Source organism: Thermus sp. 2.9, assembly GCF_000794385.1.
Lineage (GTDB): Bacteria > Deinococcota > Deinococci > Deinococcales > Thermaceae > Thermus > Thermus thalpophilus.
Window position 1 is genome coordinate 22,222 of record NZ_JTJB01000057.1, and the last position, 25,432, is coordinate 47,653.

Here is a 25,432-nt window from a genome sequence, read left to right on the forward strand (position 1 = left end):
CTTCACCTTCCCTTCTGGGGCAGGTTCAGGGGGCTTAGCCCCAGACCCTGCGGCTGGATGCTCGCTACCCCGCTTCCTTGCTGGACCCCGTTGGCGTCCAAGGTCAAGACGTGCCACCAGGTGTTGTACCCGACACCGCTTGTGGGGGCGGGGAAGTTGGCCACGGGGTAGCCCGCGTTAAAGACCTGCACCTGAGCCCCTGAGGTGCTCCAACTACCCCCGCCGAAGTACCAGTGGACGTAGACGCGGTAGCTTCCCCCTTGGTAGGCGAAGCGGAGGGTTTCCTGCCCGGGGCCTTGGGGGGTATCCCCTTCCAGGCAGGCGGGGCCGGTGGGGGGGCAGGTGCCCGGGTTGTTCCAGTAGATGTGGTTCGCCGCCGGGCTGTCGGGGTAGAAGAGGTGGAGGTCCAAGTCGGCGGCGTTGTTCCAGGAGAGGAGTATGCGCCACTCGGAAGCGTAGGTGACGGTGAGGGTGAAGTCCCAGATCCCTGGGGTGCCGCCCCCTTGGGGCGTGGCCCGAAGGCGCAAGGGGTAGGTGCCGGGGGGTGGGTTTTGCACCTGGAGGGCCACGGGTCCGCCGCTCGCCGGAAGGGTGGTGCCGGAGAGGGCGATGCCGGGAGGAGGAGGGGTTCCGTCCTGGCGGGTGAGGGTGAGGTCCAAGGGGGTGTTGAAGCCGTTTTGCGGCGTTACGTTGACCTGGAGGCTTCCTGACCCGCCCCAGGGCAGGGTTAGGGCGGTATCCCCGCTTAGGGTGAAGCCCGTGGCCCTCAAGGTGAAGCTTGCCTCCCGCACCCGGCCTCCTCCTTCCGCCCGGAGGGTGAGGGCGTAGTCCTGAGGACTCAGGCTCGGGGCCAGGGCGAGGGTGAGGGCAAGGGTGAGGGGGTTTGGGCCAAGGCTTACCTGGGTGGGGCTCAGGAGGATGCCCGAGGGCGGGTTGACCAGGCTCAGGTTTACGGGTCCGGTGAAGCCGTTTAGGGGGGTGAGGGTGAGGGTGGCCTGGGCGGTGCCGCCCACGGGGGCGGTGGGGGTGCCCGAAAGGCTTAGGACGAAGTCGGGGGCGGTGCTGTTCACCGCGATGGCCCGGCTTCCCGCGCTCCCGGCGCTGAAGAGGATGGCCCCTTGGCTCACGCTTTGGTTGGCGGAAACCCGGTAGACTTTGCCCGCGTAACCCGAAGGGGTGGTGTCCTGGACGACGAGCCCCTCGGCCGCCTGGAAGGTAAGGGGGGGAAGCGTGCCGTGCCCGGAGTTGCCCACCAGGACCAGGGCGGTTTCGCCGGGGTTGAGGTTAAGGGCCAGGGGCGCCACCTCGAGGCCCGGCCCCAGGTTCGGATTCACCACCTTGCGCAAAAGCCGTACTAGGTCCTGCTCGTCCGCGTAGCCGCTGGAGTCCAGGTCGGCGTGGTAGCGGCGGTAGGGGGTGGGGGAGGCCGCACCCGTGAGGAGGTCGGCGAGGAGGAGGGCGTCCGACAGGCTCACCCCTCCGCTTCCGTTCAGGTCACCCAAAGGGTTTTGCGCAAAAGAGGCCTCCACCTCGTTCTGGGCTATGCCAGGAAGGGGGGTGTAGCCCTGAGAGGCCAGCTGGCCTTGGGGGGCCGGGCCTCCCCCTTCCCAGGAGGGGGTGATCCGGGTTGCTTCCGCTTCCAAAACGCGGACCTCGGGTCTTGCCCCCGGTCGAAGGACCTGGAACTGGACCCGAAGCACCTCGCCGGAGCGGGCTTGGTAGGAAACCCCTGCCAGGCGCACCTGGCCCGCCTCCTGGTACACCTCGGTGAGGAGGGGGCTTTGCAGGCCCAGGTAACGGAGGGCGCTTGGGTCAAAGGTGATGTCCACAAGCAGACCCCGCGTGGCCTCGCCACGCAGGACCAGGGTGTCGGGAGAAGGGGCATGAGTCCCTTGCGGACCCCCGCAGGCGGCGAGGAGGAGAAGGACGAGCAAGTAGGGGCGTTTTGCCATATGAGCACCTCTTAGGGGCCGAGGGAAAGGCTACCCACAGCCACGGATTCCTCTTCGTAGGAGCCTGCTTGCACCAGGATCCCTTCTTCTAGGGAGAGCACGTCCCCGCCCGACCCCCTCAGGGCAACCACTCCCACCTGACCGGGACCCTGGAAGGCTTGGGTGGCTTCGCAGGCCACCAAGGCGTTCCAGAGATTCGGGTTCCGGGAAACCTGGTGGAGGTCGGCGAGGCCCTCCTTGGGTGAGGGCTCCTGGGCTGAGGGTAAGGGTGAAACCCAAGAGGACCTCGAGGCGAAACCCCGCTCCTTGGTGGGGCCGGAGGGTTTGGCCGAGGTGGGTGGCCACGAAGTAGCCGTTCTCCCCCCGCTCCGGGAGTCTTGGCTTAAGGGCCAACAGGACCAAAACCCCGAGGTCCTTTTCCTGGGCGAGGTGGCCGCTTTGCGCCCGGAGCTTGAGGGCGTAACTTCTGGGCGCAAGCGTGTCTAGGGCAGAATCCCCCAGGGTTTCGTGGACTGCGTTGCCGGAAAGCCACACGGAGGAGGGGGTCAGGGCGAAACCGGGCGCAGAGCTGCCGTCCCAGTGGGCCAAGGTGAGATGCACCGAGCCGGCGAAACCCTCTTCTGGCGTGAGGGTGATCCGGGTGGCCTGGTTCCCCCCTTGGGGAATGGTGAGGGTGGAGGGGAGGGGGCCTGAGAGGGTGAAGGAGGGACCAGGCACCCGGGGAAGCTGGGTATAAGAGGTAAGCCCTAAAAGCACGAGAAAACCCCGCATCCAAGCTGCCTTCATGGGGTCAGGGTGAGGCTTCCTCCGCTCACCGAGGTGTCCTCGGTGTAGTCGGGCTTGGTAAGCGCCACGTTCCCCACGCTCAGGGTTCCGCCGCCCGTTCCCGTGACGGTGAGGACTGCGAGCTGGCCGGGTCCGGTGAAGGAGCTGTTGCACACGAGGGCCACGTTCCACTGGTTGGGGCTCGTGGATACCTGAACGAAGTCCAGGGTGCATCCTGAGGTCAAGGCACCCGTGCCCGCGCTCAGGCTGAAGCCTGCGGGTAGCGTGACGCTAAAGAGAGCGGCGCGGTAGGCGTCCGTGGTGCCCACCAGGTTCACCCCCACGCTGTAGGTGTTGCCCGTGCGGCCCAGGAGGGTGGGTTGGAGGGCCTTGGGGGCGGCGTTAACCGTGAGGGTAAAGGCCTGGCTCCGGGCGAGGCCGCCACCTGTGGCTTGGAGGGTAAGGGTGTAGTTGCCGGGGGGCACGTTGGGCCCCACGTTCAGGACGAGGGCCACGTTGCCATTGGTGGTGGGGTTTTCGGCGAAGGCGTAGGTCACCTGGTTGCTCCCGTTGCCGAGGATGGTCCCGCTCAGGCTCAGGGACACGGGTCCAGAGAAGTGGGTGCGGTTGAGGGTGATGTTCACTGTATCCGAAGCGCCTTGTGTTATGGCGATGTCGCTTGCACTCACGGTGAAGTCGTAAAGGGTGACGCTCAGGGGCTGGCTGCGGGAGAGGCTCCCCCCGGTTGCCCGCACTTGGAGGTTGTAAACCCCAGCCGGGGCGCTTCCCACCTGCACGGTCAAGGCCACGGGGCTGCTTGCGGGCAGGGTGGCGCTAGCCGGGCTTAGCGTGAGGGGAGTGGGGTTGCCGTTGGTGTCGGTGAGCCCCAGACTCACGCTCCCACTGAAGCCGCCGTAGGTGGAGAAGAACGCTTGTAGGTTTGCCGTTCTCTCCACTGGGAGGGTGAGGGCGTTTTGGTCTAGGTAGAAGTCAAACCCTGGGCTTTCTTGAACCACCAAAGCGAAAGGTTTTTCTTGGGAGTTGCTTCCGCTTTCCGCCCTAAGGCGCAGGGTGTAGGTGCCCGGGCTGACCCCGCTTCCTACGCTAAGGGTGAGGGTACCGCTGAAGGGGCCACTCAGGTTCACCGTGGACGGGCTTTGCAGGCTCACTCCAGAGGGGGCGTCCAGGAGGCTCAGGCTCACGGTACCCGTGAAGCCGTTGACCGGGGTAAGGCTAAAACCTAGCGTGGCGGTTCCCCCGGGGGTAGTGCTGGTGCTTGGGGCGGCTAGGTCCAGGGTGAAGCTGGGGTAGGGGGCGTGGACCCGGGCGGTGCGGGTGCCGGCGGCGCCGGCTTGGCACTGAATGCTGCCTTCCAGGGTGTTGCTCTGGGCCTGCAACCTGTAGGCCTTGCCCGCGGCTCCCTGGGGGGTTTCGTCCGTCAAGGCGATCCCTTGGGGGTGGGTGCAGGACACGGTGGGAAGGGTGCCATTCCCGGAGTTGTTGAGGAGGAGATAGGCGGACGCGCCAGGGCTCAGGGTGAAGTCCTGCGGGGCGAGCTCCAGGTTAGGTTCTAAACCCGGGTTCACGATCTTCCGCAAAAGAAGGGCCAGGTCTTGGCCTGTGAGGGTGCCGCTGGAGTTGAGGTCCCCGTGGTAGCGCTGGTAAGGGGTGGGGCTCGTGAGGTTGCCGGCCAGAATATCCGCGAGCAAAACGCCATCAGCAAGGCTTACAGCCCCACTTCCGTTGAGATCGCCCAAGGGGTTTCGCACGAAGGAGGGATCGGCCTCTGCCTGGTCAATTCCTTGGACCACGGATTCCGGCAGGACCAGGGTCTGGGATTGTAGGGTTCCTCTTCCCCAGGTTTGCCTTACCGTCTGGCCTTCAGGGTAGGTTTCCACCACCCGCACCTCCGGCCGTGCCCCAGGCCGAAGCACCTCAAAGGTGAGCGCCAAGATGGGGCCCGAGGGCGCATTGGGGGCCACCGCTGCCGCCCGGACCTTCCCCGCTTCGGCGAAGGCCTCGGCGGCGTAGGGGCCTTCCGCCCCCACGTAGCGCAACGCCGCGGGGTCAAAGGTGGCCTCCACCAAAACCCCCCGCACGCCGTTACCCTGGAGCGCCAGGGTCCAGGTTTCCGGGGACCGGCTCGCGGGTTGTGAGCAGGCCCCAAGCAAGAGGCCTAGGGCCAATCCTAATACCACACGCCAACGCTCTTTCATGGCACCTCCCGAATACAACAACCCAAATCTTTTGCGGGATGGAAGACGGAAGACCAAGCCTCCCCAGTAGGAGAGAAAGGGGAACCGCTACGCTGCGGGGCAAGAAATCATCATCTATGCATTTCTGCTTCCACCCCGCTATTACAACTTTAAAGAAAGTTGAGACGCTTGTCTTCCGCCTTTGGGCTTAGGCCATAGGGACCTTAAAGTCTTAGGACTTTTGCGCAAAAAGGCCTAGGTTTCTTAGGGGGGATCCGTTAGCCGGCCTAGGGCCACGTAGGGCACAAAGCCGAGTTCCAGGGCGCGCTGTTCCGCCCAAGCCCTGGCCTCGAGGCTTGGGGCCACGTCCAAGCTCAAGGCGGGAAGCCCCCGGCTTCGGAAGGGCCAGACGGGGCTCGGGTCGGCCAAGCTGGGCCTTCCGGCGGCGTCCAGGGAGAGGCCCGAATAGACGACCCCATCTAGGTAACGGGCGGTGCGCCGCAAGACCCGGAAGCCCCGGTGTTGCAGAAAAAGGGCCCCGGGCTCGGCCTGGCGTAAGCCCCGCACCAAGGCGGCTAGGGCGGGGATTTTCTCAGGGTAAAGGTCGGCCAGGTCCAGCCCGTCCAGGAAGAAGCCTTCAAACCCCAAGGCGAGCAGCCGGGCCGCCTCGGCCCGCACGTAGGCCCGCCAAGCGGGGGACGCAGGGTCCATGAGGAGGGCGTCCGGCGCATAGGGGTTGGGCCCCAAAGCGGCGTGCTGCCACCCTCGGGCTTCCGCCTCCTTTCGGGGAACCACCCCCAGGGGCAGGTAGGCCACCACCTTCGTTCCCCCCTCCTTGAGCCCCCGCACCAGGTCCAGGGGAGCTTCTCGGGCCAAGACCACCAGGTCGTACGCCCGGAGGCGGGCAAGGGTTTTGGGATCTCCCCCGTAGTAAAGCGCCCAGCGCTTAAGCCCTTGGAGGTGGCTTGGAATGGGGGGAAGGGCCGCTTCCCGGGCCCGCACCTCTGCGGTTAGGGCCTCGAGGTCCTGCGGGGCCTGGAGGAAGACCAGGTAGCCGTAATTGCCCGGGGAGTGGAAGCTTCCCCCCATGGGCCAGAGGGTGTACTCCTGGGCACTCGGGTGGCCGCGGCCCACCTTGAGTTGCCACAGGCTCCCGGGCTTGGGGGGAGGAAGGGCTTCCCCGAAGGGGATGCGCAGGGCCGCCCACCACCCCCCCGGGAACGTCCCGGTCCGGGCCTCGTAGGAAAGGGGAGCGGTGTAGCGCCGGAAGCGCACGCCCTTGGGGTTCACCGCCAGGTGCAGGTCCGGGGCCTCCTCGTCAAAGGGGTCCCACCGCAGGAAGACCTCGAGGGTATCGTCCTGCCACCACTCGGGGTCGTCCGGGCCCCGCTCCGCCTTGGGCGGCGCCTCCTGCTCCAGGCGGGCCAGCACGTACAAGGCCTCGCCGTCGTAGGCCACCTGGAAGCTCCCGGGAAAGCGGGCGGTTTCGGGGGGGTACGTGGTGGTGAGGCGAAGGGAATAGACGGGAAGCCCCGGGTAGCTTTCCACGCCCCAGGGGCCTTGCGGGCGGGGCAGGGCTTGGGCCACCACCACCCTTTGGGCCAAGGCCAATCCACCCAGGGTCAATAGGGCTAGCAAAATTCGGAGCATGGATTCACTATAGCCCCTTAGCGCCTGGGGTCCAGCCGGTCCCTTAGCCCGTCCCCCAAGAGGTTGAAGCCGAGCACCGCCAGGGTGAGGGCGAGCCCCGGCACCAAGGCGGGGAAAGGGGAGAGGGGCAGGAAGCTTTGCGCCTCCCGGAGCATCCGCCCCAGGCTCGGGGCGGGGGGCTGGACGCCGAGGCCCAGGTAGGAAAGGGCGGCCTCGGCCAGGAGGGCGGCGGCGAAGGCCAGGCTGGCCTGGACGAGGAGGGGCCCGAGGAGGTTCGGCAGGAGGTGGCGGAGGAGGATCCGCCCCCTCGAGGCCCCCAAGGCCACGGCCGCCTCCACAAACGGGGCGCTCCGGAGGCTTAAGGCGTAGGCCCGGGCCAGGCGGAAGAAGGCGGGCACCATGGAAAGCCCCACGGCCAGCATGCTGCTCAGGGCCCCAGGCCCGAGGAGGGCGGCGAAGAGGAGGGCGAGGAGAAGCCCGGGGAGGGCGTAAAGCGCCTCCATCAGGAGGCTAAGCGCCCCGTCCCATGGCCCCGCCAAATAGCCGGCGAAAAGGCCCAAGGCCACCCCCAGGGTAAACCCCACCCCCACGGCGATGCCGCCCACCCAGAGGGCGTTTTTGGCCCCGTGGAGGACCCTCGCCAGGAGGTCCCGGCCCAAGGGGTCGGTGCCCAGGGGGTGCTCGGGGGAAGGGGGGCTCAGGCGGCGGAGGAAGTCGGGGGCGTTGGGGTCCACGGGGTAGAGGAAGGAGGCGAGGGCCAGGAGGAGGAAGAGGCCCACCAGGAGGCACCCCAGGAGGAGGCTTGGGCTACGCATACTCCACCCTCGGGTCCAAAAGCCCGTAGAGGAGGTCCACCAAGACGTTGAAGAGCACGATGAGGGCCGCCATGGTGAGGACCAGGCCCTGGAGGAGGGGGTAGTCCCGGGCCTCCAGGGCGGTGAGGGCCAGGCTCCCCAGGCCCGGCAGGGCGAAGACCGCCTCCACCACCACCGCCCCCGTGAGGAGGAAGCCCCCCTCGAGGCCGAGCAGGGTGACCAGGGGAAGGCTTGCCGGCTTCAGGGCGTGCTTGAGGAGGACGGAAGGCTCCGGCACCCCCTTGGCCCGGGCGGTGCGGATGTAGTCCTGGGAAAGCACCTCCAGGAGGCTCGCCCGGGCCATGCGGAACAGGATGGCGGCCCGGGAAAGGGCCAGGGTGAGGGCGGGGAGGAGGAGGTGGCGGAGGGCCTCCCTGGGGCTCGCCCAGCCCGGGAAGCCGCTTGCGGGCAGGAGCGGGAGATGGACGGCGAAGAGGTAAAGGAAGACCACCCCCAAAAAGAACGTGGGGAGGGACTGCAGGACGGTCACAAGGCCGCTTAGGGCAAGGTCCAAAGGGGGAAAGCGCACCGCAAGGAGCGCCAAGGGGAGGGCCAAGGCCAAGGCCCCCAAAAGCCCCAGGAAGACCAGGGCCAAGGACAGGGAAAGCCGCTCCTCTAGGAGTTCCGCCACGGGCTTGCCGTAGCGGATGGACTCCCCCAGGTCCATGCGGGCAAGCCCCCCGAGCCAGTCCAGGTAGCGCGCCAGGGGGGGCTTGTCCAGACCCAAGGACCTCTCCAGGGCCGCCCGGGCCTCGGGGGAGGCCTCGAGGCCCAGGATGGCCTGCACCGGATCCCCAGGCAGGAGGAGGAGGGAGGCGAAGACCAAGGTGGCGGCAAGCCAAAGGGTGGCCAGGGCGAGGAGGAGGCGCCTTAAGAGGAAGCCCCGCATCTAGCGCGCCAGGTAGACCCGGGTCACGTTGAGGCTCGGGGTGGGCTGGTTCTGCCACCAGCCCATCACCTCCCGGCGCATGGCGGCGATGTAGGGGGCGTTCATCACCCAGACGTTCACCGCGTCCTGGGCCAGGAGGCGTTGCATTTCCTTCATGAGCTCACAGGCCCGGTTGGGGTCGGGGGTGCGCAGGTACTGGGTGTAAAGCTCCCGGAAGCGAGGGGAGTCGTAGCGGAAGTAGTAGCTCGGGTTGGCGTATATCCCGATGTCGTGGGGCTCGGAGTGGCCGATGATGGTCATCTGGTAGTCCGCCCCGCGGAAGACCCGGGAAAGCCAGGTGGCCCACTCCACCACCTCCAGCCGGGCCTGGACCCCGATCTGGCCCAGCTGGGCGGCGATGGCCTCCCCGAGCCGCCGCTCATAGGGGTAAGGGGCCGCCAAGGTGAAGGTGAAGCGCAAGGGGTTATTGGGCCCGTACCCCGCCTCCTGCAAAAGGGCCCGGGCCCGGGCGGGGTCGTAGGGGTAGAAGCCGGAGAGGTCTTCGTAGCACCGCTCTCCCGGCGAGCGGTGGCTGCCGATGGGGGTGCCATAGCCCAGCATCACCCCCTCCACCAGGGCCTTCTTGTCCACGGCGTGCTGCATGGCCCGGCGCACCCGGAGGTCGTTGAAGGGGGGGCGGCTGTTGTTCATGCCCACGGTGATCTCCGTGGTGGTGAAGCCCGTGACCACCTTGAAGGCGGGGTCCCGCTGCAACACCAGGGCGTTTTCCGGGCTCACCCCCAGGCCGATCACGTGGATGTCCCCGGCCCGGAGGGCGGCGAGCTGGGCGTTCGGGTCGGGGAGGAAGCGGAAGAAGACCCGGTCCAGGTAGGGAAGGCCGGGCTCGTAATAGCCGTCAAAGCGCTCCAACCGCACCCCCACCCCCCGCTCCCAAGCCACGAAGCGGAAGGGTCCGGTGCCGATGGGGTTCGTGCGCTGCTCCTCCACCCGCCCTTTGGGCCCGATGACGGAGTCGGGGCGGGCCAGGTTGAAGAGGAAGTCCTGGTTGGGCTGGCGCAGGCGGAAGACCACGGTGTAGGGGTCCTTGGCCTCCACGCTTTGGATGTCCTGGTAGTACTCGGGGTGGGTGTGGCCGGACTTGGGGTCCCGGGCGCGGGTGAACTTGAAGACCACGTCCTCGGCGGTGAAGGGGCTCCCGTTGTGGAAGCGTACCCCCTTGCGCAGGTAGAAGGTCCAGGTGAGGCTCGTGGGGCTTCCCTGCCAGCGCTCCGCCAAGGCTGGGACAATCTCCCCCTTCTCGTTGAACTTCACCAGGCCTTGGAGGACGTTGTCGTAGAGCATGCGGGGGATCTCTTGGCTGGTGGAAGCGGTGGGGTCCAGGACCGGGGGCTCGGCCAGGATGGCCACCCGAAGCTCCCCGCCCCGGGTCTGGGCCAGGGCGAGGGAGAATCCGAGGGCAAGGAGCGCCAGGGTGCGTTTCATGGGTTCCTCCCTTACGGAAAGCGTATCACAGGGTTCCAGGGGTGGGGCCCTCGCCGCCAAAGAGGCCCCGCTTCCTGGCCTCGAGGTCCAGCCCCACCGCCTCCAGAAGCCGCTTCGCCTCCATGAGGTCGCGGGTCCAGGTTTCCACGTAGTCCCGAAGCGTTTCCTGGCTCAGGGGGCGGAGGAGGCTCGGCTCAAGGCGGTTTCTTCCTTGGATTAAAAACCAAGCTTCGTTTCCCCGGAAGGCCGCCCAAAAGGGCTTGCCCAGGGCCTTCCTGAACGCCACCAAAGCCTCCTGCACCCTGGGGGTGAGGAGCTTCCTCGCCTCGATCTGGTCGCCGTACACGTCAAAGAGGCGCTCGAAGGAGCTGGACTCCAGGGCCACCCGCTCCCTTCCGCCGAACCTCCAGCCCAGGCCCCAGAGGAGGAAGGGGAGGGACACGAGGGCCATGAAGCCCACCACCGGGGGCACCTGGCCAGCGCTCCCCTCCACGGGCTCTCCCAGGGCGAGGAGAAGGAGGAGGACCCCCCAGAAGAGGGCGAGGAAGAGGAGGACGGTCCCGCGGGAGGCCCCGCCCGCCTGGAGGGGCGCCCCTTGGGGGGCGAGGCGGGTTTCGCCCGGGACGGCGAAGGGAAGCGCAAAGCGGTAGAGGGTGCCCGAGAGGAGGCGGACGTGGTAGGTGCCGTTCTTGGTGCGCACCTTGCGGTAGAGGGCGATGTCCGAGGAGCGGAAGGCGAAGGGACCCACCGTCCCCTCCAGGTAGTCCTCGCCCTCGTAGCGGTCCGCCCGGGGCAGGAGGCCCGAGGCCTCCGCCTCGTGCCAGGGCAGGCCCGGGACGGGGCGGTAGGTGAAGCCCAGGGCCTCCGCCAGGGGGGCTACCAGGGCCCGCTTGAGCCGCAGGCGCAAGGCGCGCAAGAGTCCAAGGGCGAGGCCCGGGGGAAGGGCCACGAGGAGGGCGTAGAGAAGGCCCACTCCCCGGAGTTCCAGGGCCTGGAAGCCGAGGAAGAGAAGATAGGCCCAGAAGGGGGTGGCGAGGAAGAGGAGGAGGGCGAGGAGGAGGGTGCGCTGGCGGTGGGCCTCGAGGGGGGCGAGGTCTTCGGAAAGGCGCTCCATGGGTTAGGCGAAAAGCTTGCCCAGGTCTGGCGTCTCCCGCTCCTCCTCGGGGATGGTGAAGACGGGCTTCCGACCCAGGCCCATGAGGGGAGCGAGGAACCGACCCGGGATCTGCTCGATGGCGTTGTTGTAGTCCGTCACCGCCTGGTTGTAGAAGCGCCGGGCGGCGGCCAGGGAGTCTTCCACCTCCGTGAGGGCCGCCTGGAGCTGGAGGAAGTTCTGGCTCGCTTTGAGGTCTGGGTAAGCCTCGGCCCGGAGGCGCACCTGGGCGAGGAGGCGGGAAAGCTCGCCCTCCAGGCGGAAGGCCTCCTCGGGGCCCTTCCCCTCCGCCTCCTTCGCCCGCTCCCGGAGTTCCACCAGCCTCTCCAAAAGCTCCCGCTCGTGGGCCATGTAGCGCTTCACCGCCTCCACCAGGTTGGGGATAAGGTCGTGGCGCTTCTTGAGGTAGGCTTCCACGGCGCCGTAGGCGTTATCCACCTGGTTTTTGCGGGCGATAAGGGTGTTATAGGTGAGGAAACCCCCCAGGACGAGGAGCGCCGCTACCCCGAGCACGAAAGCCAGGTCCATGCTCTTCCCCTTCTCCATTCTAGCGCTGAAGACTTTCCAGCGGCCCTACGCTAGGTAGAGCGCCGCCAAGGCGGCGTAGACCCGCGCGGCCAGGACCACCTCCTCCAGGTCCACCCACTCGTCCACCTGGTGGGGGAGCGTCTTTCTCCCCGGGCCCATGACCACCACGGGAAGGCCGCCCCAGGCCCGGAGGAAGGTGCCGTCCGTGGCGCCGGGCACGCCGCCCAGGCGCGCGGGAAGGCCCAAAAGCCTCAGCGCTTCCTCGGCCGCTTGCACCAGGGGGTCTTCCCTGGGGGTTTCCACCGGGGGGCGGTCTTCCAGCACTTCCACCCCCACCCCGGCCAGGGCCTCCAGCTCCTTGAGCAGGCTGGGGTGGTCCACCCCGGGCACGGTGCGCACGTCCAGGGCCACCTCCGCCTGGGCGGGGATCACGTTCAGCTGCCCCTCCCCGGCGCTGGCCAGGAAGCGGGTGGGGGTGAGGTAGGTGGGGCCCAGATAGGGGTGGGGATGGGCCTCCTGCAGGCGTGCCTCCAGCTCCCGGAGGGCCACGACAAAGCGGGCCGCCTTGGGGATGGGGTTATCCCCGGCGTAGGGCATGGCCCCGTGGGCCATCCTCCCGGGGAAAAGGAGGCGGATGCGCAAGGCCCCCTTCTGCCACAGGCACATCTCCATCTCCTCGGGCTCCGCCACCAAGGCCCCGCGGAAACCCTGGGCAAGCCCGGCCTTTAGGAAGGCCTTCACCCCCAGCATCATCCCCTCCTCGTCCGCCAAGGCGGCGAGGCGCAAGGGGCGCTTGGGCCTGCCCAGGGCCCGCTTCACCGCCAGCATGGCCCCCACCAGGGCGGCGAGGCCCCCCTTCATGTCGCATGCCCCCCGGCCGTAGAGCCTTCCCCCCTCCACCACCCCGGCGTAGGGAGGGTAGGTCCAAAGGGCCTCGTCCCCCGGGGTGACCACGTCGGTGTGGCCCTCGAGGAGTAGCCCTCCTTCCCCCTCCCCCAGGTCCGCCACCAGGTTGGGCCTCCCCGGGGCCGCCTCCTGGAGGAAGACGGACAGGCCCCGCTCCTTCAGGTAGCCTTCCAGATAGGCCACAACCCCCGCCTCCCCCGGCCCGGGGTAGTGGCTCGGGATGCGAACGAGGGCCTGGAGGAGGTCCACCACCTCCTTCTCCTCCACCGCCTCCGCCGCCCGCAGGGCCTCGGTCACCACCGTTCCACCACCACCTTTCGTTGGGTGTAGAAGAGGAAGGCATCGGGCCCGTGGGGGTGGAGGTCGCCGAAGAAGGAGTCCCGCCAGCCGGAGAAGGGGTAGAAGGCGAGGGGCTGGGCCACCCCCACGTTCACCCCCACCATGCCCGCCTGCACCCTTTCCCGGAAGGCCCGGGCCGCCTTGCCGCTTTGGGTGAAGACGCAGGCCATGTTCCCGTAGGGCACGGCGTTGGCCTGGGCGATGGCCTCCTCCAGGGTCTGGGCGTAGGAGACGGAGAGGACCGGTCCGAAGATCTCCTCCCGCCCCACGGCCATCCTGGGGGAGACCCGGTCCAGGACCGTGGGCCCCAGGAAGAAGCCGGGCCCCTCCACGCCCCGCCCGTCCAGGGCCAGGCCCGCCCCCTCCTCCAGGCCCCGCTGGATGTAGCCCACCACCCGCCTGCGGTGCTCCTCCCGGATGAGGGGGCCCACCTGCACCCCCTCCTCCCACCCGGGGCCCACCTTGAGCCTCTGGGCCGCCTCCACCACCCGCTCCAGGAGGAGGGGCCCCACCTCCCCCACCGCCACGGCCACGCTCCCCGCCAGGCACCTTTCCCCGGCGTTGCCGAAGGCGGAGTTGAGGATGGCGGGCACCGCCTGCTCCAGGTCGGCGTCGGGGAGGACCACCAGGTGGTTCTTGGCCCCCCCGGCGGCGGAGACCCGCTTGCCGTGGGCGGCGGCCAGGGCGTAGAGCCTGCGGGCCACGGGCTCCGAACCCACGAACTGGACCGCCCGCACCTGGGGATGGGCGGCCAGGGCCTCGGCGGCCTCCTTGCCCCCGTGGACCAGGTTGAGGACGCCCTCGGGGAAGCCGGCCTCCAGGAAGAGCTCGGCCAGGCGCACCGCTCCCAGGGGGGTGCGCTCGGAGGGCTTGAGGACGAAGGTGTTGCCGGCCACCACGGCGATGGGGAACATCCAGAGGGGGATCATGACGGGGAAGTTGAAGGGGGGTATGCCCGCCACCACCCCCAGGGGATAGTGGAAGAGGTTCTGGTCCACGCCCCCCGTGACCTCCCGCAGGGTCCTTCCCTGGAGGAGGGTGGGGGCGGAGAGGGCGAAGTCCACCACCTCAATGCCCCGGCGCACCTCGCCCCGGGCCTCCTCCAGGGTTTTGCCGTGGTGGAGGGTGACCAGGCGGGCCAGGTCCTCAGCGTGCTTTTCCAGGAGCTCCTTGAAGCGGAACATGAGGCGCACCCGCTCCAGGAGGGGTGTCTGGCTCCAGTGGGGGAAGGCCCGGTCCGCCGCCCCCACCGCCCGGTCCACCTCCTCGGGGCCCGAGAGGGGGACTTCCTCCAGCACCTCCCCCGTGGCGGGGTTGTAGACGGGGAGGGTGGGGCGGTTGGCCTCTTCCCAGCGGGCGCCAATGAGGTTTTTGAGCATGCCTTTCCCCCTTTGCCCTCATCATCCTCCGCCGGGCCTTGCTTGGCAAGGGAGGGCGTGGAGGGGTAGGATGGGGCCAAAGCCTATGGACTACCGGCGCCTTTTTGATCTGACGGGACAGGCGGCCTTGGTGGTGGGGGCGGCTTCGGGCATTGGGCGGGCTGCGGCGGAGGCCTTGGCCGCCTTTGGGGCCCAGGTGGCCCTGGCGGACCGGGACGAGGCGGGGCTTTTGGCGCTTCTGGAAACCCTCCGGGCCCAGGGCCACGCGGCGGAAGCCTATCCCCTGGACATCGCCGAGAAGGAGGCGGCGGACCGCCTCGTGGCCTGGGCCCTGGACCGGTTCGGCAGGCTGGACACCCTGGTCACCACCCCGGCCATTAACGTGCGCAAGCCCCTCCTGGACTACACGGACGAGGAGGTGGACCGGGTGGTGGACCTGAACCTGAAGGCCACCTTGCGCCTCCTCCGGGCCGGAGGGCGGGTGATGGCGGAGCAAGGCTCGGGAAGCCTCATCGCCTTCGCCTCCATCCGCGCCTTGGTGGTGGAGCCGGGCCAGGGGGTTTACGCCGCCACCAAGGCGGGGATCTTGCAACTGGTCCGGGCCCTGGCGGCGGAGCTTGGACCCAAGGGGGTGCGGGCCAACGCCATCGCCCCCGGGCCCATCGAAACCCCCCTCACCGCCCCCATCAAGGCGAACCCCGAGTGGTACCGGGTCTACGCCGAGAAGACGGCGCTTGGGCGCTGGGGGAGGCCGGAGGAGGTGGCCATGGCCGTGGTCTACCTGGCCTCCCCCGCCAGCAGCTACGTCACCGGGACCCTCTTCCTGGTGGACGGGGGTTGGACGGCGGTGGACGGGCGCTACTGGCCCCCCCTTTAGGGGGTGGGGGCCGGGCTTGCCGCCCCGTGGCCCCAGGGAGGAGGGGGGCGCCCCGGACCCCGCTGGTGGGCCCTCCGGGGCTTGGGTGTGACCGCTACGCCGGGCGTTCTGGCCGGGTCCTTGTGGCGGGCGCGGGCCTGAGCCTCGCCGGAGCCTGCGGGGGTGGGTACCGGCCCAGGCGCCCCGAACCGGGGTCGGGCGAAGCCTAGCGGGTAGGCGGATTCTTCCGAAGGGACGCCCGCCCCCACGAGGGCGGTTGACCCCTGTGGCCTACTTGGACAAGATAACCCCCCAGGGTTATCGCCCGAAAGGAGGCGGTATGTGGCGCTGGTTATGGACGGCGCTCTTGTTGGCGGGTATTGCCTTGGCCCAGGACCGGACCCAGGTGCTGGTCTACGGCGGGGACTGGACCGATCTCATCACCCTGGACCCGCAGGTGGTTTACGAGTTCAGCGGGGTGATGATCGCCGATAACATGTACGAGACCTTGGTGCGGTTTGAGGGGAACGACCTCGCCACCTTGCGCCCGGGCCTGGCGGAGAGCTGGAAGGTGGAGCGGGGAACCACGGACTGGATCCTCACCTTCAACCTCCGGCGGGGAAGCCGCTTCTCCAGCGGGCGGGAGGTCACGGCCAAGGACGTGGTCTTTAGCTTTGAGCGGGCCCTTGAGCGCAAGGGCCCCGGCTCCTTCCTCTTCACCGACATCGCCCAGCTCAAGCCCGGGGCCACCAAGGCCCTGGACCCCTACACCTTGGAGGTCCGCATTCCCAAGTCCGCCTCCCCGCAGTCCTTCCTTTCCATCCTCACGTTCACCATCGGGGGCGTGGTGGACTCGGAGGAGGTCCAGAAGAACGCCAAGGGCGGGGACTTGGGCAAGGACTGGCTCACCAACAACTCCGCGGGTTCCGGCCCTTACCGGCTCGTGCGCTGGGACCGGGGGAATCAGGTGTTCCTCGAGGCCAACCTCCACGCCCGCGTCAAGCCCAAGATCCCCCGGGTGGTCCTGCGCTACATCCAGGAGCCCGCCGTGCTCCGCACGGCCTTGGAGTCGGGGGAGATCGACATCGCCGAGGGCCTCACCCCCGAGGGGCTCAAGGCCATCGCCGCCAACCCCCGCTTCAAGGTGGTGCGGGCCGAAACCCTGCGCCTCCAGTACCTGGGCATGAACATGAAGGCGGGGAGTCCTTTCGCCAACGCCAAGCTGCGGGAGGCCATGCGCTACGCCGTGAACCAGGACGAGCTCATCCAGGGCCTCCTCCAGGGGAACGCCATCAAGATCCAGACCTTCATCCCCAAGGGGCTTCTCGGCTACAACCCGGCAACCTCCTACAAGTACGACCCCGAGCGGGCCCGCAAGCTCCTGGCGGAGGCGGGCTACCCGCAGGGGCTGGAGTTTGAGCTTTTGGTTAGCACGGGCATCTGCGGGGGCAGGGTGCCCTGCCCGGACGTGGCGGCCAAGCTCCAGGCGGATATGGCCAAGGCCGGGTTCCGCGCCCGGATCCGGGCCATCGCCAACGCCGAGGTCCTCGCCACCTACCGGGCCCAGAACCACCAGGTGGTCCTGGCGGGCTGGAGCCCGGACTTCCCGGACCCGGATGGGAACGCCACCCCCTGGGCGGACTACGGAGCCCGCTCCCTGGCCTGGCGCAACAGCTACAACGACGAGGTGGCGGCCAAGCTCGCGCGCCAGGCCGCCCTCGAGGCCGACCCCCAAAAGCGCAAGGCGCTCTACAAGGTTCTCACGGAAAAGGTGTTGCGGGAAGGTCCCTACGTGGTCCTCTACCAGCCGGCCCAGCCCATCGGACTCTCGGCGAAGGTGGAGGGCTTCTTGAAGAACCCGATGATGTCCGCCCCCCTCTGGCAGGTGAGCAAGCAGCCCTAAGCCCTTGGGGTGTCGTGGAGCCCGTGGCCGCGAGCCACGGGTTTCCCTTATGGTCGCTTACCTGGTCCGACGGCTCTTCATGGTCCTCTTCGTGGGCGTGGGCATCACCTTCGTTACCTTCGTCATCGCCCAGGTGATCCCCATAGACCCCGTGGTGGCCGCCTTGGGAGAGAATGCGAGGGAGGAGCAGATCCGGGAGTTTAGGGAGCGCTACGGGCTGGATCGGCCCATCCTGGTGCAGTACGGCATCTACCTAAGGCGGCTCTTGCACCTGGACCTGGGCCGTTCCCTGCGCACGGGCTGCCCCGTGGCGGAGGACCTTAGGGAGTTCTTCCCGGCCACCTTGGAGCTATCCTTGGCGGCCTTTTTTGTGGCGGTGGCCTTGGGGCTTCCCGCAGGGATCCTGGCCGCCCTCCGGCAAAACCGCCTGCCCGATGTCTTGGTGCGCTTCTTCGCTCTCCTCCTTGGTTCCACCCCGGTCTTCTTCCTGGCCATCCTGCTGCTGGACGTGTTCCACCGCCAGCTGGGCCTCCTGCCGGGCCCGGGGCGGCTGGACCCCTACCTCATCCCCCCGCCCCGGGTGACGGGCCTCGTCACCCTGGACGCCCTCCTGGCCAGGGACCTCGCTGCTTTTTGGGATGCGCTGCACCACCTCCTCCTTCCCGCCTTCGTCCTGGGGTCCGCCTCCGCCGCCCTCCTCGCCCGCATGACCCGGGCGGCCATGCTGGAGGTCCTCTCCCAGGACTACGTGCGCACCGCCCGGGCCAAGGGCCTGGCCGAGGGACAGGTGGTCCTGCGGCACGCCCTTAAAAACGCCGCCCTGCCCATCCTTACCCTGTTGGGCGGCCTCCTTGGGGGCCTCCTTTCGGGGGCGGTGCTCACGGAAACCATCTTCTCCTGGCCCGGGTTTGGGCGCTACGTGACCCAGTCCGCCACCAGCCTGGACTTCCCGGCGGTGATGGGGGTGACCCTGCTGGTGGGCGTGGTCTACTCCCTTTTGAACCTCTTGGTGGACCTCCTTTACGCCCTCTTGGACCCGAGGATCCGCTATGCGTAGGCTTGCGAGACGCTTTCTTCGCAACCCCGGGACGGTGGTCGGCCTTGTCCTCCTCCTTTTCCTCGTCCTGGTGGCCCTTTTCGGCCCGGGCTTGGTGGGGGACCCCTTAGAGCAAAACGTCCTGGAGCGCCTCAGGCCCCCGAGCCTCGAGCACCCCCTGGGCACGGACCAGCTGGGGCGGGACGTCCTGGCCCGGGTGGTCCACGGGGCCCGCATCAGCCTGGGGGTGGGTTTCGGCGTGGTCCTGCTGGCGAGCCTCCTGGGTACAGCGGTGGGCCTTTTGGCCGGGGGGCTTGGGGGGCGGTGGGACAACCTCCTCATGCGCCTCACCGACGTCTTCTTCGCCTTCCCCTCCCTGATCCTCGCCATGGCCATCGCCGCCGCCTTGGGGCCCAACCTGGTGAACACCGTCTTGGCCGTGGCCCTGGTCACCTGGCCCATCTACGCCCGTTTGGTGCGGGCCCAGGTTCTGGCCCTGAGGGAAAGGGAGTTCGTGGAGGCGGCCCGGGCCCTGGGGGCGGGGCAGGGGCGGATCCTCCTCCGCCACCTCCTCCCAAACGCCCTCACCCCCGTCCTGGTCCAGGCCAGCTACGAGGTTGGGGCGGCCATCCTCACGGCGGCGGGCCTTTCCTTCATCGGCTTCGGGGCGCAGCCCCCCCCCTGGAGTGGGGCGCCATGGTGGCGGAAACGCGCAACTACATGGCGGAGGCGCCCTGGGCGGCCACGGCTCCCGCCCTCGGCATCCTCCTCACCGTCTTGGCCTTCAACCTCTTGGGGGACGGGCTCAGGGACGTCCTGGACCCGCGGGGGTGCTAGGCCACCCGCTGGCCCCCCAGGTAGACGGCCCGCACCCGCAGGTCCTCGTCCAGGATCACCAGGTCCGCCCGCTTGCCCGGGGCGATCTCCCCTCGGTCGGCGAGGCCCAGGTAGCGGGCGGGGTAGAGGGAAAGCCGCCTCGCCGCCTCCTCCAGGGGGATGCCCCAGGCCACCAGGTTCCTGAGGGCCTGGTCCTGGGTGAGGGTGCTCCCCGCCAGGCTCTCTCCCAGCCACACCCCTTCCCCCCGCTTCTCCACGCGGTGGGCCCCGAGGGGATAGGTCCCATCCGGCATCCCCGCCGCCGCCACGGCGTCCGTCACGAAGTAGAGGCCGGGGATGCTTTTCAGGACCAGGCGGAGGGCGGCGGGGTGGACGTGGAGCCCGTCGGGGATCAGCTCGGCCCACGGGCCCCGCTCCAGGGCCAGGCCCACCACCCCGGGGGCGCGGTGGTGGAGGCCGGTCATAGCGTTGTAGAGGTGGGTGAAGCCCGTGGCCCCGGCCTCCATGGCGGCCAGGGCCTCCTCGTAGCCCGCCTCGGTGTGGCCGAGCTGGACCCGCACCCCCCGCGCCACGAGGAAGCGGACCAGGTCCAGGGCCCCGGGAAGCTCGGGGGCCAGGGTCACGGCCCGAACGGGGGCCAGGGAGAGGAGGCGGGAGGCCACCTCCGGGTCGGGGAGGAGGGGGTAAGGGGGCTGGGCCCCGAGGCGCCTTGGACTGATGAAGGGGCCCTCGAGGTGGGCTCCCAATAGGGCCTCTCCGAAGGGGCCTTCGGCCGCTTCCCGGATGCCCCTTAGGGCCCGCTCCAGCTCGGGCAGGGGTGCGGTGACCGTGGTGGCGAGAAGTCCCGTGGTGCCGTGGCGGAGGTGGAAGCGGAGGGTTCCTTCCACCCCTTCCCGGCCTGCCATGACCTCGTACCCCCCGCCCCCGTGGACGTGGAGGTCCAAGAAGCCGGGGAGGATGTAGGGACCTTCCACGGGGGCTTCCTCCACCCTTGCGATCCGCTCGCCAAAGTGGAGGCGGCCCTTTAGGAAGCCCGTGGGGGCGAGGATGCGGCCCGCCAGCACCTTGTTCATCCCCATTAGGGTAGCGTGCGGGGTCGCCTTTGCTAAGCTCTGCCCATGAGCCCGGAGTTCCTTAAGGCCCTAGAGGACGCCCTGCGCCGCTTTCCCACCCCCTTCTACGCTTACGACTGGTGGGCGGTGGCGGACCGGGTGGCGAGGCTAAAGGAAGCCTTCCCCTTTGCCCGCCTCTTCTACGCCATCAAGGCAAACCCGCGCCTCGGCCTCCTGCGGCGGCTCAGGGCCCAGGGCCTGGGGGCGGAGGCGGTGTCCTTGGGCGAGGTGGTGCGGGCCTACCGGGCGGGATTCTCCCCCGAGGAGGTCCTCTGGAACGGACCCGTGAAGCCCCGGGAGACGCTAAGGGCCCTCCGGGGCCGGGAGCCTGTGGTGGTGCTGGACTCGAGGGGTGACCTGGAGCGGGTGGCGGAGGAGCTTCCCCGGGCGCGGGTCCTCCTCCGGGTGAACCCCGATCTCCCCGTGAAGACCCACAGCCACCTGGCCACAGGGCGGGGGGAGAGCCAGTTCGGCGTCCTGCCGGGGGAGGTGCCGGCCATGCTCCGGGAGGCGCAGGAGCGGGGGCTCGAGGTCCTGGGCCTACACCTCCACCTGGGCTCGGCCTTGGAGAACCCGGAGGATTTCCTCCAGGGCTATGGGGTGCTTCAGGCCTTAAGGCAAGGGGTGGGGCTGTTCCCCGTGCTGGACCTGGGAGGCGGGTTCGGCCTTGACCTGGACCTTAAAGCCCTGGCTCCCGCCATGGTGTCCCTGGCCCGGGCCTATGGGGCGGAGGTCTGGCTGGAGCCCGGGCGCTACCTGGTGGCGGAGGCCGGTGTTCTGGTGGCCCGGGTGATGGGGATCAAGGAAACCCGCAGACGCTACATCCTCCTGGACGCTGGCATGACCACCTTCCTGCGTCCTGCCCTCTACGGCGCCCGGCACCCGGTCCTGCCCCTTTACCGGGGTGGGGAGGAGGAGGTGTACGACCTGGCGGGGCCCGCCTGCGAGGCCGGGGACATGCTGGCCCGGGGGGTGCGCCTTCCCCGGCCGGAGGAGGGGGACGCCGTGGCCATCCTGGAGGCGGGAGCCTACGGGGCCAGCATGGCCCTCCCCTACTTGGACACCCCTAGGCCCCTGGAACTCCTTTGGACGGGGGAGGCCTGGGAGGTCTTGCGGCCCCAGGACACCTGGGAAAGCCTCTTCGCCGAGGAAGAGCATTAGAGAAAAGAGGGAGCGTGGGGAAGCTCTGTCATGGCCTAAGCCCGTAGCCTGACTCCCCCGCCTCTTCAGAGCGGGATACACGGTGGTCCCCACGCCGCCAGGTTCTGGTGGCTCAGCACGGCGCAAGGCTCACCGAGGGTAGAACCATACCAAGGACGCGCCAAGCGTTCCACATACTGCCCCCACCTCACCAAACCCACGGCCAAGGACCTAGACGCTCGCTGGGGCTCTGCCGCCGTCTCTGCAACGCAGCCCTCCAAGCGCAGGAGCCTGGACTGCTCGGTTTGCGCCCATGGGTTTGGGAGTTTTTGTGCCCGAGTTGCGGGACTTCCCTCCACCGAGGCGCGGCCGGGGCCATCCGTTGGCTCGCTGAAGGAGGCGGAAGAAGTGGGGCGGCGAACGGCGCCGGGGGGCATCGGTTTTGGCCCTCTTCCTCTGGGAGAAGCTGGGGATGGGGGTGTGGGTTTTTGCGGGGTGTTCGGGTCGTGCAGGCTTTGAGGTAGAAGGGCCTAGCAACCGCCTCAGAAGGAGAATGGGCCTCTAGGGCTTCTCTGGAGGTAGCTTGCGGTTGGTGCTCAGGTCAAACGCCGAGACGCTTCGTAAAAGGGCCTCCTCGTTTACCAAGAGCCATTTCCTGACCTCAAAAGGAGCGTTCCGCATTAGCCAATCCTTGGCTGCGGCTCCGCGACCAATGACCAAAGCGTTGGCCCAGTAGCCCAGGGCGTTGCCCTTCATCGCTTCCAGATCGCCTCGTTTCTTCCCCTCCAGAAACCCCTTCCGGTAGTGTTCCATCTCTCGCAGGCTCAGCCTGGGGAAACGCCGTGTGGCCTCGTAGAATACCATTCCATCATAGGCGTAGACCCGAACCACTCCCGGGGAGAGGGCAAACGGGAGGTCGCCAAAATAGCTGTAGATGCGAGTGAGGACCAGCTCGGAGCGGCCGTCCCCATCTAGGTCCCGAAGCTCAAAAACCCCATCCCCCAATTCCTCGTAAAGCAGGTTTCGCAGCTCCCCCTCCTGGCTGAAAAGGTAAAGGGTAAGGCAGCAGTGAGCCCCACCCGAAAAGTCCGTGACCAAGAGTTCCCTCGGGGCCTTGCCTGTGACTTCCACAAAGGAGGCGCTGAGCAACCAGCCCTCGATTTCCACCGCTGTGCGCCCGCCTGCCAGAATTCGGGCCACCTGGCCTCCTCCAGGGCTTCCTTCTATGCGCACTGTGTAGCTACCCCAAGGGAGGGTTTTTAGAGGCTTCTGGGCAAGGCCTGAAAGGCTCAAGACCAAGGACACCAGGACAAGGGAAAGGGGGAACTTCACGGCGTCATTTTACCCCCTTAGAGGTCAGGCTTTTCCCCTTGTTCCAGGTCCTTTGGGGCATTTCTCGGTGGTGTTCTGCCTTCGTGTGCTACCCCAAATCCCCACTCCCGCCATCCTGAGAATGGTCGTGTAAGGAATTATGTGTATGGGTTTGTGTAAAAAAGGGGGGGTACAGGAGCCATACAGGAGGTACCCCATGGACCCGTCTACCCTGCAAGTCCTGCTACGGGAAGCGGTGAAGGAAACGGTGACCGAGGTGCTCCAGCTCCTCCTGGAGGCGGACCGGGACGCCTTTCTCCGGCAAAAGGGCGGGCGCGAGAACGGCCACTACCCCCGCAGGTTGGAGACCGCCTTCGGCCAGGTGGAACTGGCCATCCCCCGGGATCGGGAAGGGCGGTACTACCCCAGCTTCCTCCGCTATCGCGGGGACTCCGTCAACCAGCCCTACGCCCGCCGCCAGGTGGACGTGGGGGAGGTGGCGGTGGCCTTGTACGCCGCCGGGGTCACCCAGCGCAAGGCGGCGGAGGTGATGAGCCTCCTCCTGGGCCACCGCTACACCCACGAGACCAAGGGCGCCATCACGGACGAGGTGCTGGAGAAGGCGGAGGCCTTCCGGGGGAGGCCCTTGCCGGAGGAGGAGGTGCTGAGGGAGGGACTTGGGGTGGAGCGGGTTGCTTTGCCCGAAGGGCAAACATCTTGGATCCGTGTACGTGGCCCTTGGGGTGACGCCGGATGGGGCGCGGCGGGTGCTGGGCTTCTGGCTTTTGCCCACGGAGAACGCCTTAGCCTGGGAGGGGGTTTTGCGGGAGCTATGGGAGCGGGGCCTGCGGCGGGTCTTGCTTTTCCTCACGGATGGGCTTCCGGGTATAGAGGAGGCCATCCGGCGGGTGTATCCCCTGGCGGAGTGACAGCGGTGCGTGGTGCACCAGGTGCGGGGGAGTTTGAGCCAGGTGCGGTCTCGGGACCGGGCTGCCCTGGCCCAGGACCTGCGGGGGGTTTACATGGCGGAGAGCCGGAGGGAGGTTTGGGGGGGCAAGTATCCCGCTTTGGTGGCGGCCTGGTGGAAGGGTGCTTTGGCCGTACTTGCGGAGCACCAACCTCATGGAGCGGTTGATTCGGGAGATCAGGCGGGGGACGAAGGTGCGGGACCACAAGTTTCCTCGGCCGGAGGCGGTGTTCAAGCTTTTGTACTTGGAGGGGGAGCACTTGGAGGGGAGGTGGGGGGAGCGAAGGCTGAAAGGGTTTGCCGAGGCGCGGGAGGTGTTGGAGCGGATGCTTCAGGAGCGGTATGCCCCCCGTACACAGACCTTGACACATAACTCTTGACATGACCTCCACCGTCCTGAAGGGACCTTTCATGGTGTTTCGCAATGGCTACCGAAACCGGTAGCGCCCATCCTTCAGATCTGCCATCTTCCCCCGGGTCCGCCAAACCCGGAAGTTGTTCTCCGCCCTGGCCTTGGACTGGCCAAGGTGTTCCTCCAAGAAGGAGATGCCTTCGTGTGCTACTTGATCTGAAGCCCTGGGGTGTGAAAAAAAGGGGGGTGCTATGGAAGCTGACCGCGAGCACCCCCGGAACATAGCCTCCGGCTGACTTACTATCTTGACGCGGAAACCCTCCTGGTCGCCACCTACCGCTGGGTAGACGACACCTTAAAGGCCCTCCAAGCCCAAGGCATTAAGCTCCCCAAGAGCCAAAAGCATCCAAAGGCTACCTCGCCGCTAAGGTCACCCTCCGCGCTTACTTCCCCTCTCTCCCCCACCTCTCCCGCTTCCACCCGGCGCTCAAAAACGCCCATTCCCTTTTGGCCCACCTCGCCCAAACCCTGGCCGGGGGAGAAGGCTTGCGCAAGCTACGGGCTTCGCCCGTGACCCAGGGGGTGGACCTCAAACCCATCCCCTTAGCCCACGGCCACCGCGTCCACCGCTTCTCCCTTCCCGAGTCCGCCGTGGGGGTGGGGCCCTTGGGAGCCTTCGCGGGCTACGTCTTGGTGGCGGTGATGAACGAGAGAGGCCTGTTTCCCAAGGTGTTCCCCTGACGGGGAAGCGGCCGCTTTGGCCTCCTGCCCGGCAACGCTCGGGAGACTTGGGGGGAAGCGCTTTTGCTTGGGCTTCCCGTGGTCCTGGGGGACCGGGGGTTTCGCTGGGTCCGGGGGGTGAGGAACTGGATAGAAACCCGCTTCAGCGTGATGGCGCGCTCTTTGGGGTTTCATCGGGTAGAGGCCAGGTCCTTCTGGGGTCTTTGGGGGCGGGTGAACCTCATCCGCAAGGTACGCTATCGCGTGACTTTGGCGCACAACCTCATCCGGAGCCGGATCCTTCTCAGGATGGCGGGGGTGGGGATTTGAGGTAGCACACGAAGGAATCTTTGTAAGACCGGATATTTTATCCGAGCGCGTAACCTCCCTACTGGGGAAATACCACGTTCTTTGATGCGCCAGAGGCCCTCGGGGCTTCCTGCGTCACGGCCCAGACTCGGGCCGGGGAGCTCCGGGTGATGGCCTTGGCCGAGAGAAGGGCGGGGAAGGTTTTTGCCCCCCATCTAGATGGGAACCTGGAGGCGCGGATTATCATGGGGGCGAAAGCCCCTAGGCGTGGGAGGTGGGGAAAGAATGGAGGAAGCGGCCCTGAACAACCTGGATTGGAACACCAAGCGGGAACTGGCGGGAAACCCGGGCACGCCCCCAGAGGTTCTCGACATCCTGGCGGGGGATGAGGACTGGAGGGTGCGTCGGGCGGTGGCGGAGAACCCCAGCGCGCCCCCGGAACTCCTCGAGCGCTTGGCGGGGGATGGGAAGTGGCGGGTGCGGGAGGGGGTGGCGAAAACCCCAACGCGACTCTAGAGATCCTCGAGCGCCTGGCGGGGGATGAGAGTGAGGCGGTGCGGGGGGCGGTGGCGGAGAACCCCAATACGCCTCCCGAAACCCTCGAGCGCTTGGCGGGGGACGAGAGCGGGGAGGTGCGGGAGAAGGTGGCGGAGCACCCCAACCACGCCTCCAGAACTCCTCGAGCGCCTGGCCGGGGATGAGTTTTGGCGGGTGCGGAAGAGGGTAGCGGAAAAACCCCAACGTTTCCCCGGGACTCCTCGAGCGCTTGGCGGGGGATGAGAGCGAGATGGTGCGGG

20 protein-coding genes and 2 pseudogenes are annotated in these 25,432 nt (G+C 67.9%); 10 read left to right on the plus strand and 12 right to left on the minus strand.

Annotated elements, in window-relative coordinates; translation table 11 throughout:
• Positions 1-2 precede the first annotated feature (2 nt).
• The 10 genes from QT17_RS12635 to QT17_RS12685 all read right to left on the minus strand — a co-directional run bounded on the left by QT17_RS12635 (position 3) and on the right by QT17_RS12685 (position 14,092).
• Entirely contained in the window at positions 3-1,952 is a 1,950-nt protein-coding gene (locus QT17_RS12635) for a hypothetical protein (RefSeq protein ID WP_020397795.1), read from the minus strand.
• Positions 1,953-2,734: 782 nt separating this feature from the next.
• Positions 2,735-4,816, minus strand: a complete 2,082-nt coding sequence (locus tag QT17_RS12645; protein WP_152607422.1) for a dockerin type I repeat-containing protein — start codon at positions 4,814-4,816, stop codon at positions 2,735-2,737.
• A gap of 360 nt (positions 4,817-5,176) precedes the next feature.
• Positions 5,177-6,562, minus strand: a complete 1,386-nt coding sequence (locus QT17_RS12650; protein WP_039460533.1) for an endo alpha-1,4 polygalactosaminidase — start codon at positions 6,560-6,562, stop codon at positions 5,177-5,179.
• Between the two features lie 17 nt (positions 6,563-6,579).
• A complete protein-coding gene (locus tag QT17_RS12655) occupies positions 6,580-7,377 on the minus strand; it encodes an ABC transporter permease (RefSeq protein ID WP_018112014.1) in 798 nt (265 codons plus the stop codon).
• A complete protein-coding gene (locus tag QT17_RS12660; protein ID WP_018112015.1) occupies positions 7,370-8,305 on the minus strand; it encodes an ABC transporter permease in 936 nt (311 codons plus the stop codon). The genes QT17_RS12655 and QT17_RS12660 overlap by 8 nt, the downstream gene beginning before the upstream one ends.
• Positions 8,306-9,787 carry an ABC transporter substrate-binding protein gene (locus tag QT17_RS12665; RefSeq protein WP_039460535.1) on the minus strand — a complete coding sequence of 494 codons (1,482 nt, stop codon included), beginning with the start codon at positions 9,785-9,787 and terminating at the stop codon, positions 8,306-8,308.
• Between the two features lie 25 nt (positions 9,788-9,812).
• Positions 9,813-10,901: a DUF3137 domain-containing protein gene (locus QT17_RS12670; RefSeq protein ID WP_039460537.1), complete on the minus strand. Its 1,089-nt coding sequence runs from the start codon at positions 10,899-10,901 to the stop codon at positions 9,813-9,815.
• A 3-nt stretch (positions 10,902-10,904) separates the two neighbouring features.
• Positions 10,905-11,468 (minus strand): LemA family protein, encoded by a 564-nt coding sequence (locus tag QT17_RS12675; protein ID WP_039460550.1) that lies wholly within the window; start codon positions 11,466-11,468, stop codon positions 10,905-10,907.
• A gap of 45 nt (positions 11,469-11,513) precedes the next feature.
• Positions 11,514-12,671, minus strand: coding sequence for a M20 family metallopeptidase (locus tag QT17_RS12680; protein WP_039460551.1), 1,158 nt, complete (start codon positions 12,669-12,671; stop codon positions 11,514-11,516).
• Entirely contained in the window at positions 12,668-14,092 is a 1,425-nt protein-coding gene (locus tag QT17_RS12685; RefSeq protein WP_039460538.1) for a CoA-acylating methylmalonate-semialdehyde dehydrogenase, read from the minus strand. The genes QT17_RS12680 and QT17_RS12685 overlap by 4 nt, the downstream gene beginning before the upstream one ends.
• 85 nt (positions 14,093-14,177) lie before the next feature.
• Between QT17_RS12685 and QT17_RS12690 the strand changes: the two genes are divergently transcribed.
• The 4 genes and pseudogenes from QT17_RS12690 to nikC all read left to right on the plus strand — a co-directional run bounded on the left by QT17_RS12690 (position 14,178) and on the right by nikC (position 18,724).
• Positions 14,178-14,969: an SDR family NAD(P)-dependent oxidoreductase gene (locus tag QT17_RS12690; RefSeq protein WP_039460540.1), complete on the plus strand. Its 792-nt coding sequence runs from the start codon at positions 14,178-14,180 to the stop codon at positions 14,967-14,969.
• Between the two features lie 319 nt (positions 14,970-15,288).
• The gene (locus QT17_RS12695; protein ID WP_039460541.1) at positions 15,289-16,851 is read left to right on the plus strand and encodes an ABC transporter substrate-binding protein; all 1,563 of its coding nucleotides are present in this window, start codon (positions 15,289-15,291) and stop codon (positions 16,849-16,851) included.
• A 49-nt stretch (positions 16,852-16,900) separates the two neighbouring features.
• Entirely contained in the window at positions 16,901-17,908 is a 1,008-nt protein-coding gene (locus tag QT17_RS12700; RefSeq protein ID WP_039460542.1) for an ABC transporter permease, read from the plus strand.
• Positions 17,901-18,724, plus strand: a pseudogene (gene nikC, locus QT17_RS12705) (nickel transporter permease). The gene QT17_RS12700 and the pseudogene nikC overlap by 8 nt, the downstream one beginning before the upstream one ends.
• On the opposite strand, the gene nagA reads toward nikC, so the two are convergent.
• Positions 18,721-19,797, minus strand: coding sequence for an N-acetylglucosamine-6-phosphate deacetylase (gene nagA / locus QT17_RS12710; RefSeq protein WP_052155221.1), 1,077 nt, complete (start codon positions 19,795-19,797; stop codon positions 18,721-18,723). The pseudogene nikC and the gene nagA sit on opposite strands and share 4 nt — an antisense overlap.
• Before the next feature lie 45 nt (positions 19,798-19,842).
• Between nagA and lysA the strand changes: the two genes are divergently transcribed.
• Positions 19,843-20,997, plus strand: coding sequence for a diaminopimelate decarboxylase (gene lysA / locus QT17_RS12715; protein WP_039460544.1), 1,155 nt, complete (start codon positions 19,843-19,845; stop codon positions 20,995-20,997).
• A 540-nt stretch (positions 20,998-21,537) separates the two neighbouring features.
• Here lysA and QT17_RS12720 read toward each other — a convergent pair.
• Positions 21,538-22,308 (minus strand): hypothetical protein, encoded by a 771-nt coding sequence (locus tag QT17_RS12720; protein ID WP_039460545.1) that lies wholly within the window; start codon positions 22,306-22,308, stop codon positions 21,538-21,540.
• Positions 22,309-22,453: 145 nt separating this feature from the next.
• On the opposite strand from QT17_RS12720, the pseudogene QT17_RS12725 reads away from it, so the two are divergent.
• From QT17_RS12725 to QT17_RS13910, 5 genes and pseudogenes are all read left to right on the plus strand, one after another.
• Positions 22,454-23,634: pseudogene (locus QT17_RS12725) on the plus strand (IS256 family transposase).
• 518 nt (positions 23,635-24,152) lie between these two features.
• Entirely contained in the window at positions 24,153-24,347 is a 195-nt protein-coding gene (locus QT17_RS14620) for a hypothetical protein (protein WP_235283933.1), read from the plus strand.
• 63 nt (positions 24,348-24,410) lie between these two features.
• On the plus strand, positions 24,411-24,656 hold the full coding sequence (locus QT17_RS14625; protein ID WP_235283934.1) for a hypothetical protein: 246 nt from the start codon (positions 24,411-24,413) through the stop codon (positions 24,654-24,656).
• A 264-nt stretch (positions 24,657-24,920) separates the two neighbouring features.
• Entirely contained in the window at positions 24,921-25,151 is a 231-nt protein-coding gene (locus QT17_RS12735; protein WP_039460546.1) for a hypothetical protein, read from the plus strand.
• Between the two features lie 38 nt (positions 25,152-25,189).
• The gene (locus QT17_RS13910; protein WP_161791380.1) at positions 25,190-25,336 is read left to right on the plus strand and encodes a hypothetical protein; all 147 of its coding nucleotides are present in this window, start codon (positions 25,190-25,192) and stop codon (positions 25,334-25,336) included.
• Positions 25,337-25,432: the final 96 nt, after the last annotated feature.

Excerpts from the sequence above, each read along its gene's own strand:
- QT17_RS12635 (WP_020397795.1), bottom strand. The coding sequence starts at position 1,952 with ATGGCAAAACGCCCCTACTTGCTCGTCCTTCTCCTCCTCGCCGCCTGC.
- QT17_RS12650 (WP_039460533.1), bottom strand. The coding sequence starts at position 6,562 with ATGCTCCGAATTTTGCTAGCCCTATTGACCCTGGGTGGATTGGCCTTG.
- QT17_RS12655 (WP_018112014.1), bottom strand. The coding sequence starts at position 7,377 with ATGCGTAGCCCAAGCCTCCTCCTGGGGTGCCTCCTGGTGGGCCTCTTC.
- QT17_RS12660 (WP_018112015.1), bottom strand. The coding sequence starts at position 8,305 with ATGCGGGGCTTCCTCTTAAGGCGCCTCCTCCTCGCCCTGGCCACCCTT.
- QT17_RS12665 (WP_039460535.1), bottom strand. The coding sequence starts at position 9,787 with ATGAAACGCACCCTGGCGCTCCTTGCCCTCGGATTCTCCCTCGCCCTG.
- QT17_RS12670 (WP_039460537.1), bottom strand. The coding sequence starts at position 10,901 with ATGGAGCGCCTTTCCGAAGACCTCGCCCCCCTCGAGGCCCACCGCCAG.
- QT17_RS12675 (WP_039460550.1), bottom strand. The coding sequence starts at position 11,468 with ATGGACCTGGCTTTCGTGCTCGGGGTAGCGGCGCTCCTCGTCCTGGGG.
- QT17_RS12685 (WP_039460538.1), bottom strand. The coding sequence starts at position 14,092 with ATGCTCAAAAACCTCATTGGCGCCCGCTGGGAAGAGGCCAACCGCCCC.
- QT17_RS12690 (WP_039460540.1), top strand. The coding sequence starts at position 14,178 with ATGGACTACCGGCGCCTTTTTGATCTGACGGGACAGGCGGCCTTGGTG.
- QT17_RS12695 (WP_039460541.1), top strand. The coding sequence starts at position 15,289 with ATGTGGCGCTGGTTATGGACGGCGCTCTTGTTGGCGGGTATTGCCTTG.
- QT17_RS12700 (WP_039460542.1), top strand. The coding sequence starts at position 16,901 with ATGGTCGCTTACCTGGTCCGACGGCTCTTCATGGTCCTCTTCGTGGGC.
- nagA (WP_052155221.1), bottom strand. The coding sequence starts at position 19,797 with ATGAACAAGGTGCTGGCGGGCCGCATCCTCGCCCCCACGGGCTTCCTA.
- lysA (WP_039460544.1), top strand. The coding sequence starts at position 19,843 with ATGAGCCCGGAGTTCCTTAAGGCCCTAGAGGACGCCCTGCGCCGCTTT.
- QT17_RS12735 (WP_039460546.1), top strand. The coding sequence starts at position 24,921 with ATGGAGGAAGCGGCCCTGAACAACCTGGATTGGAACACCAAGCGGGAA.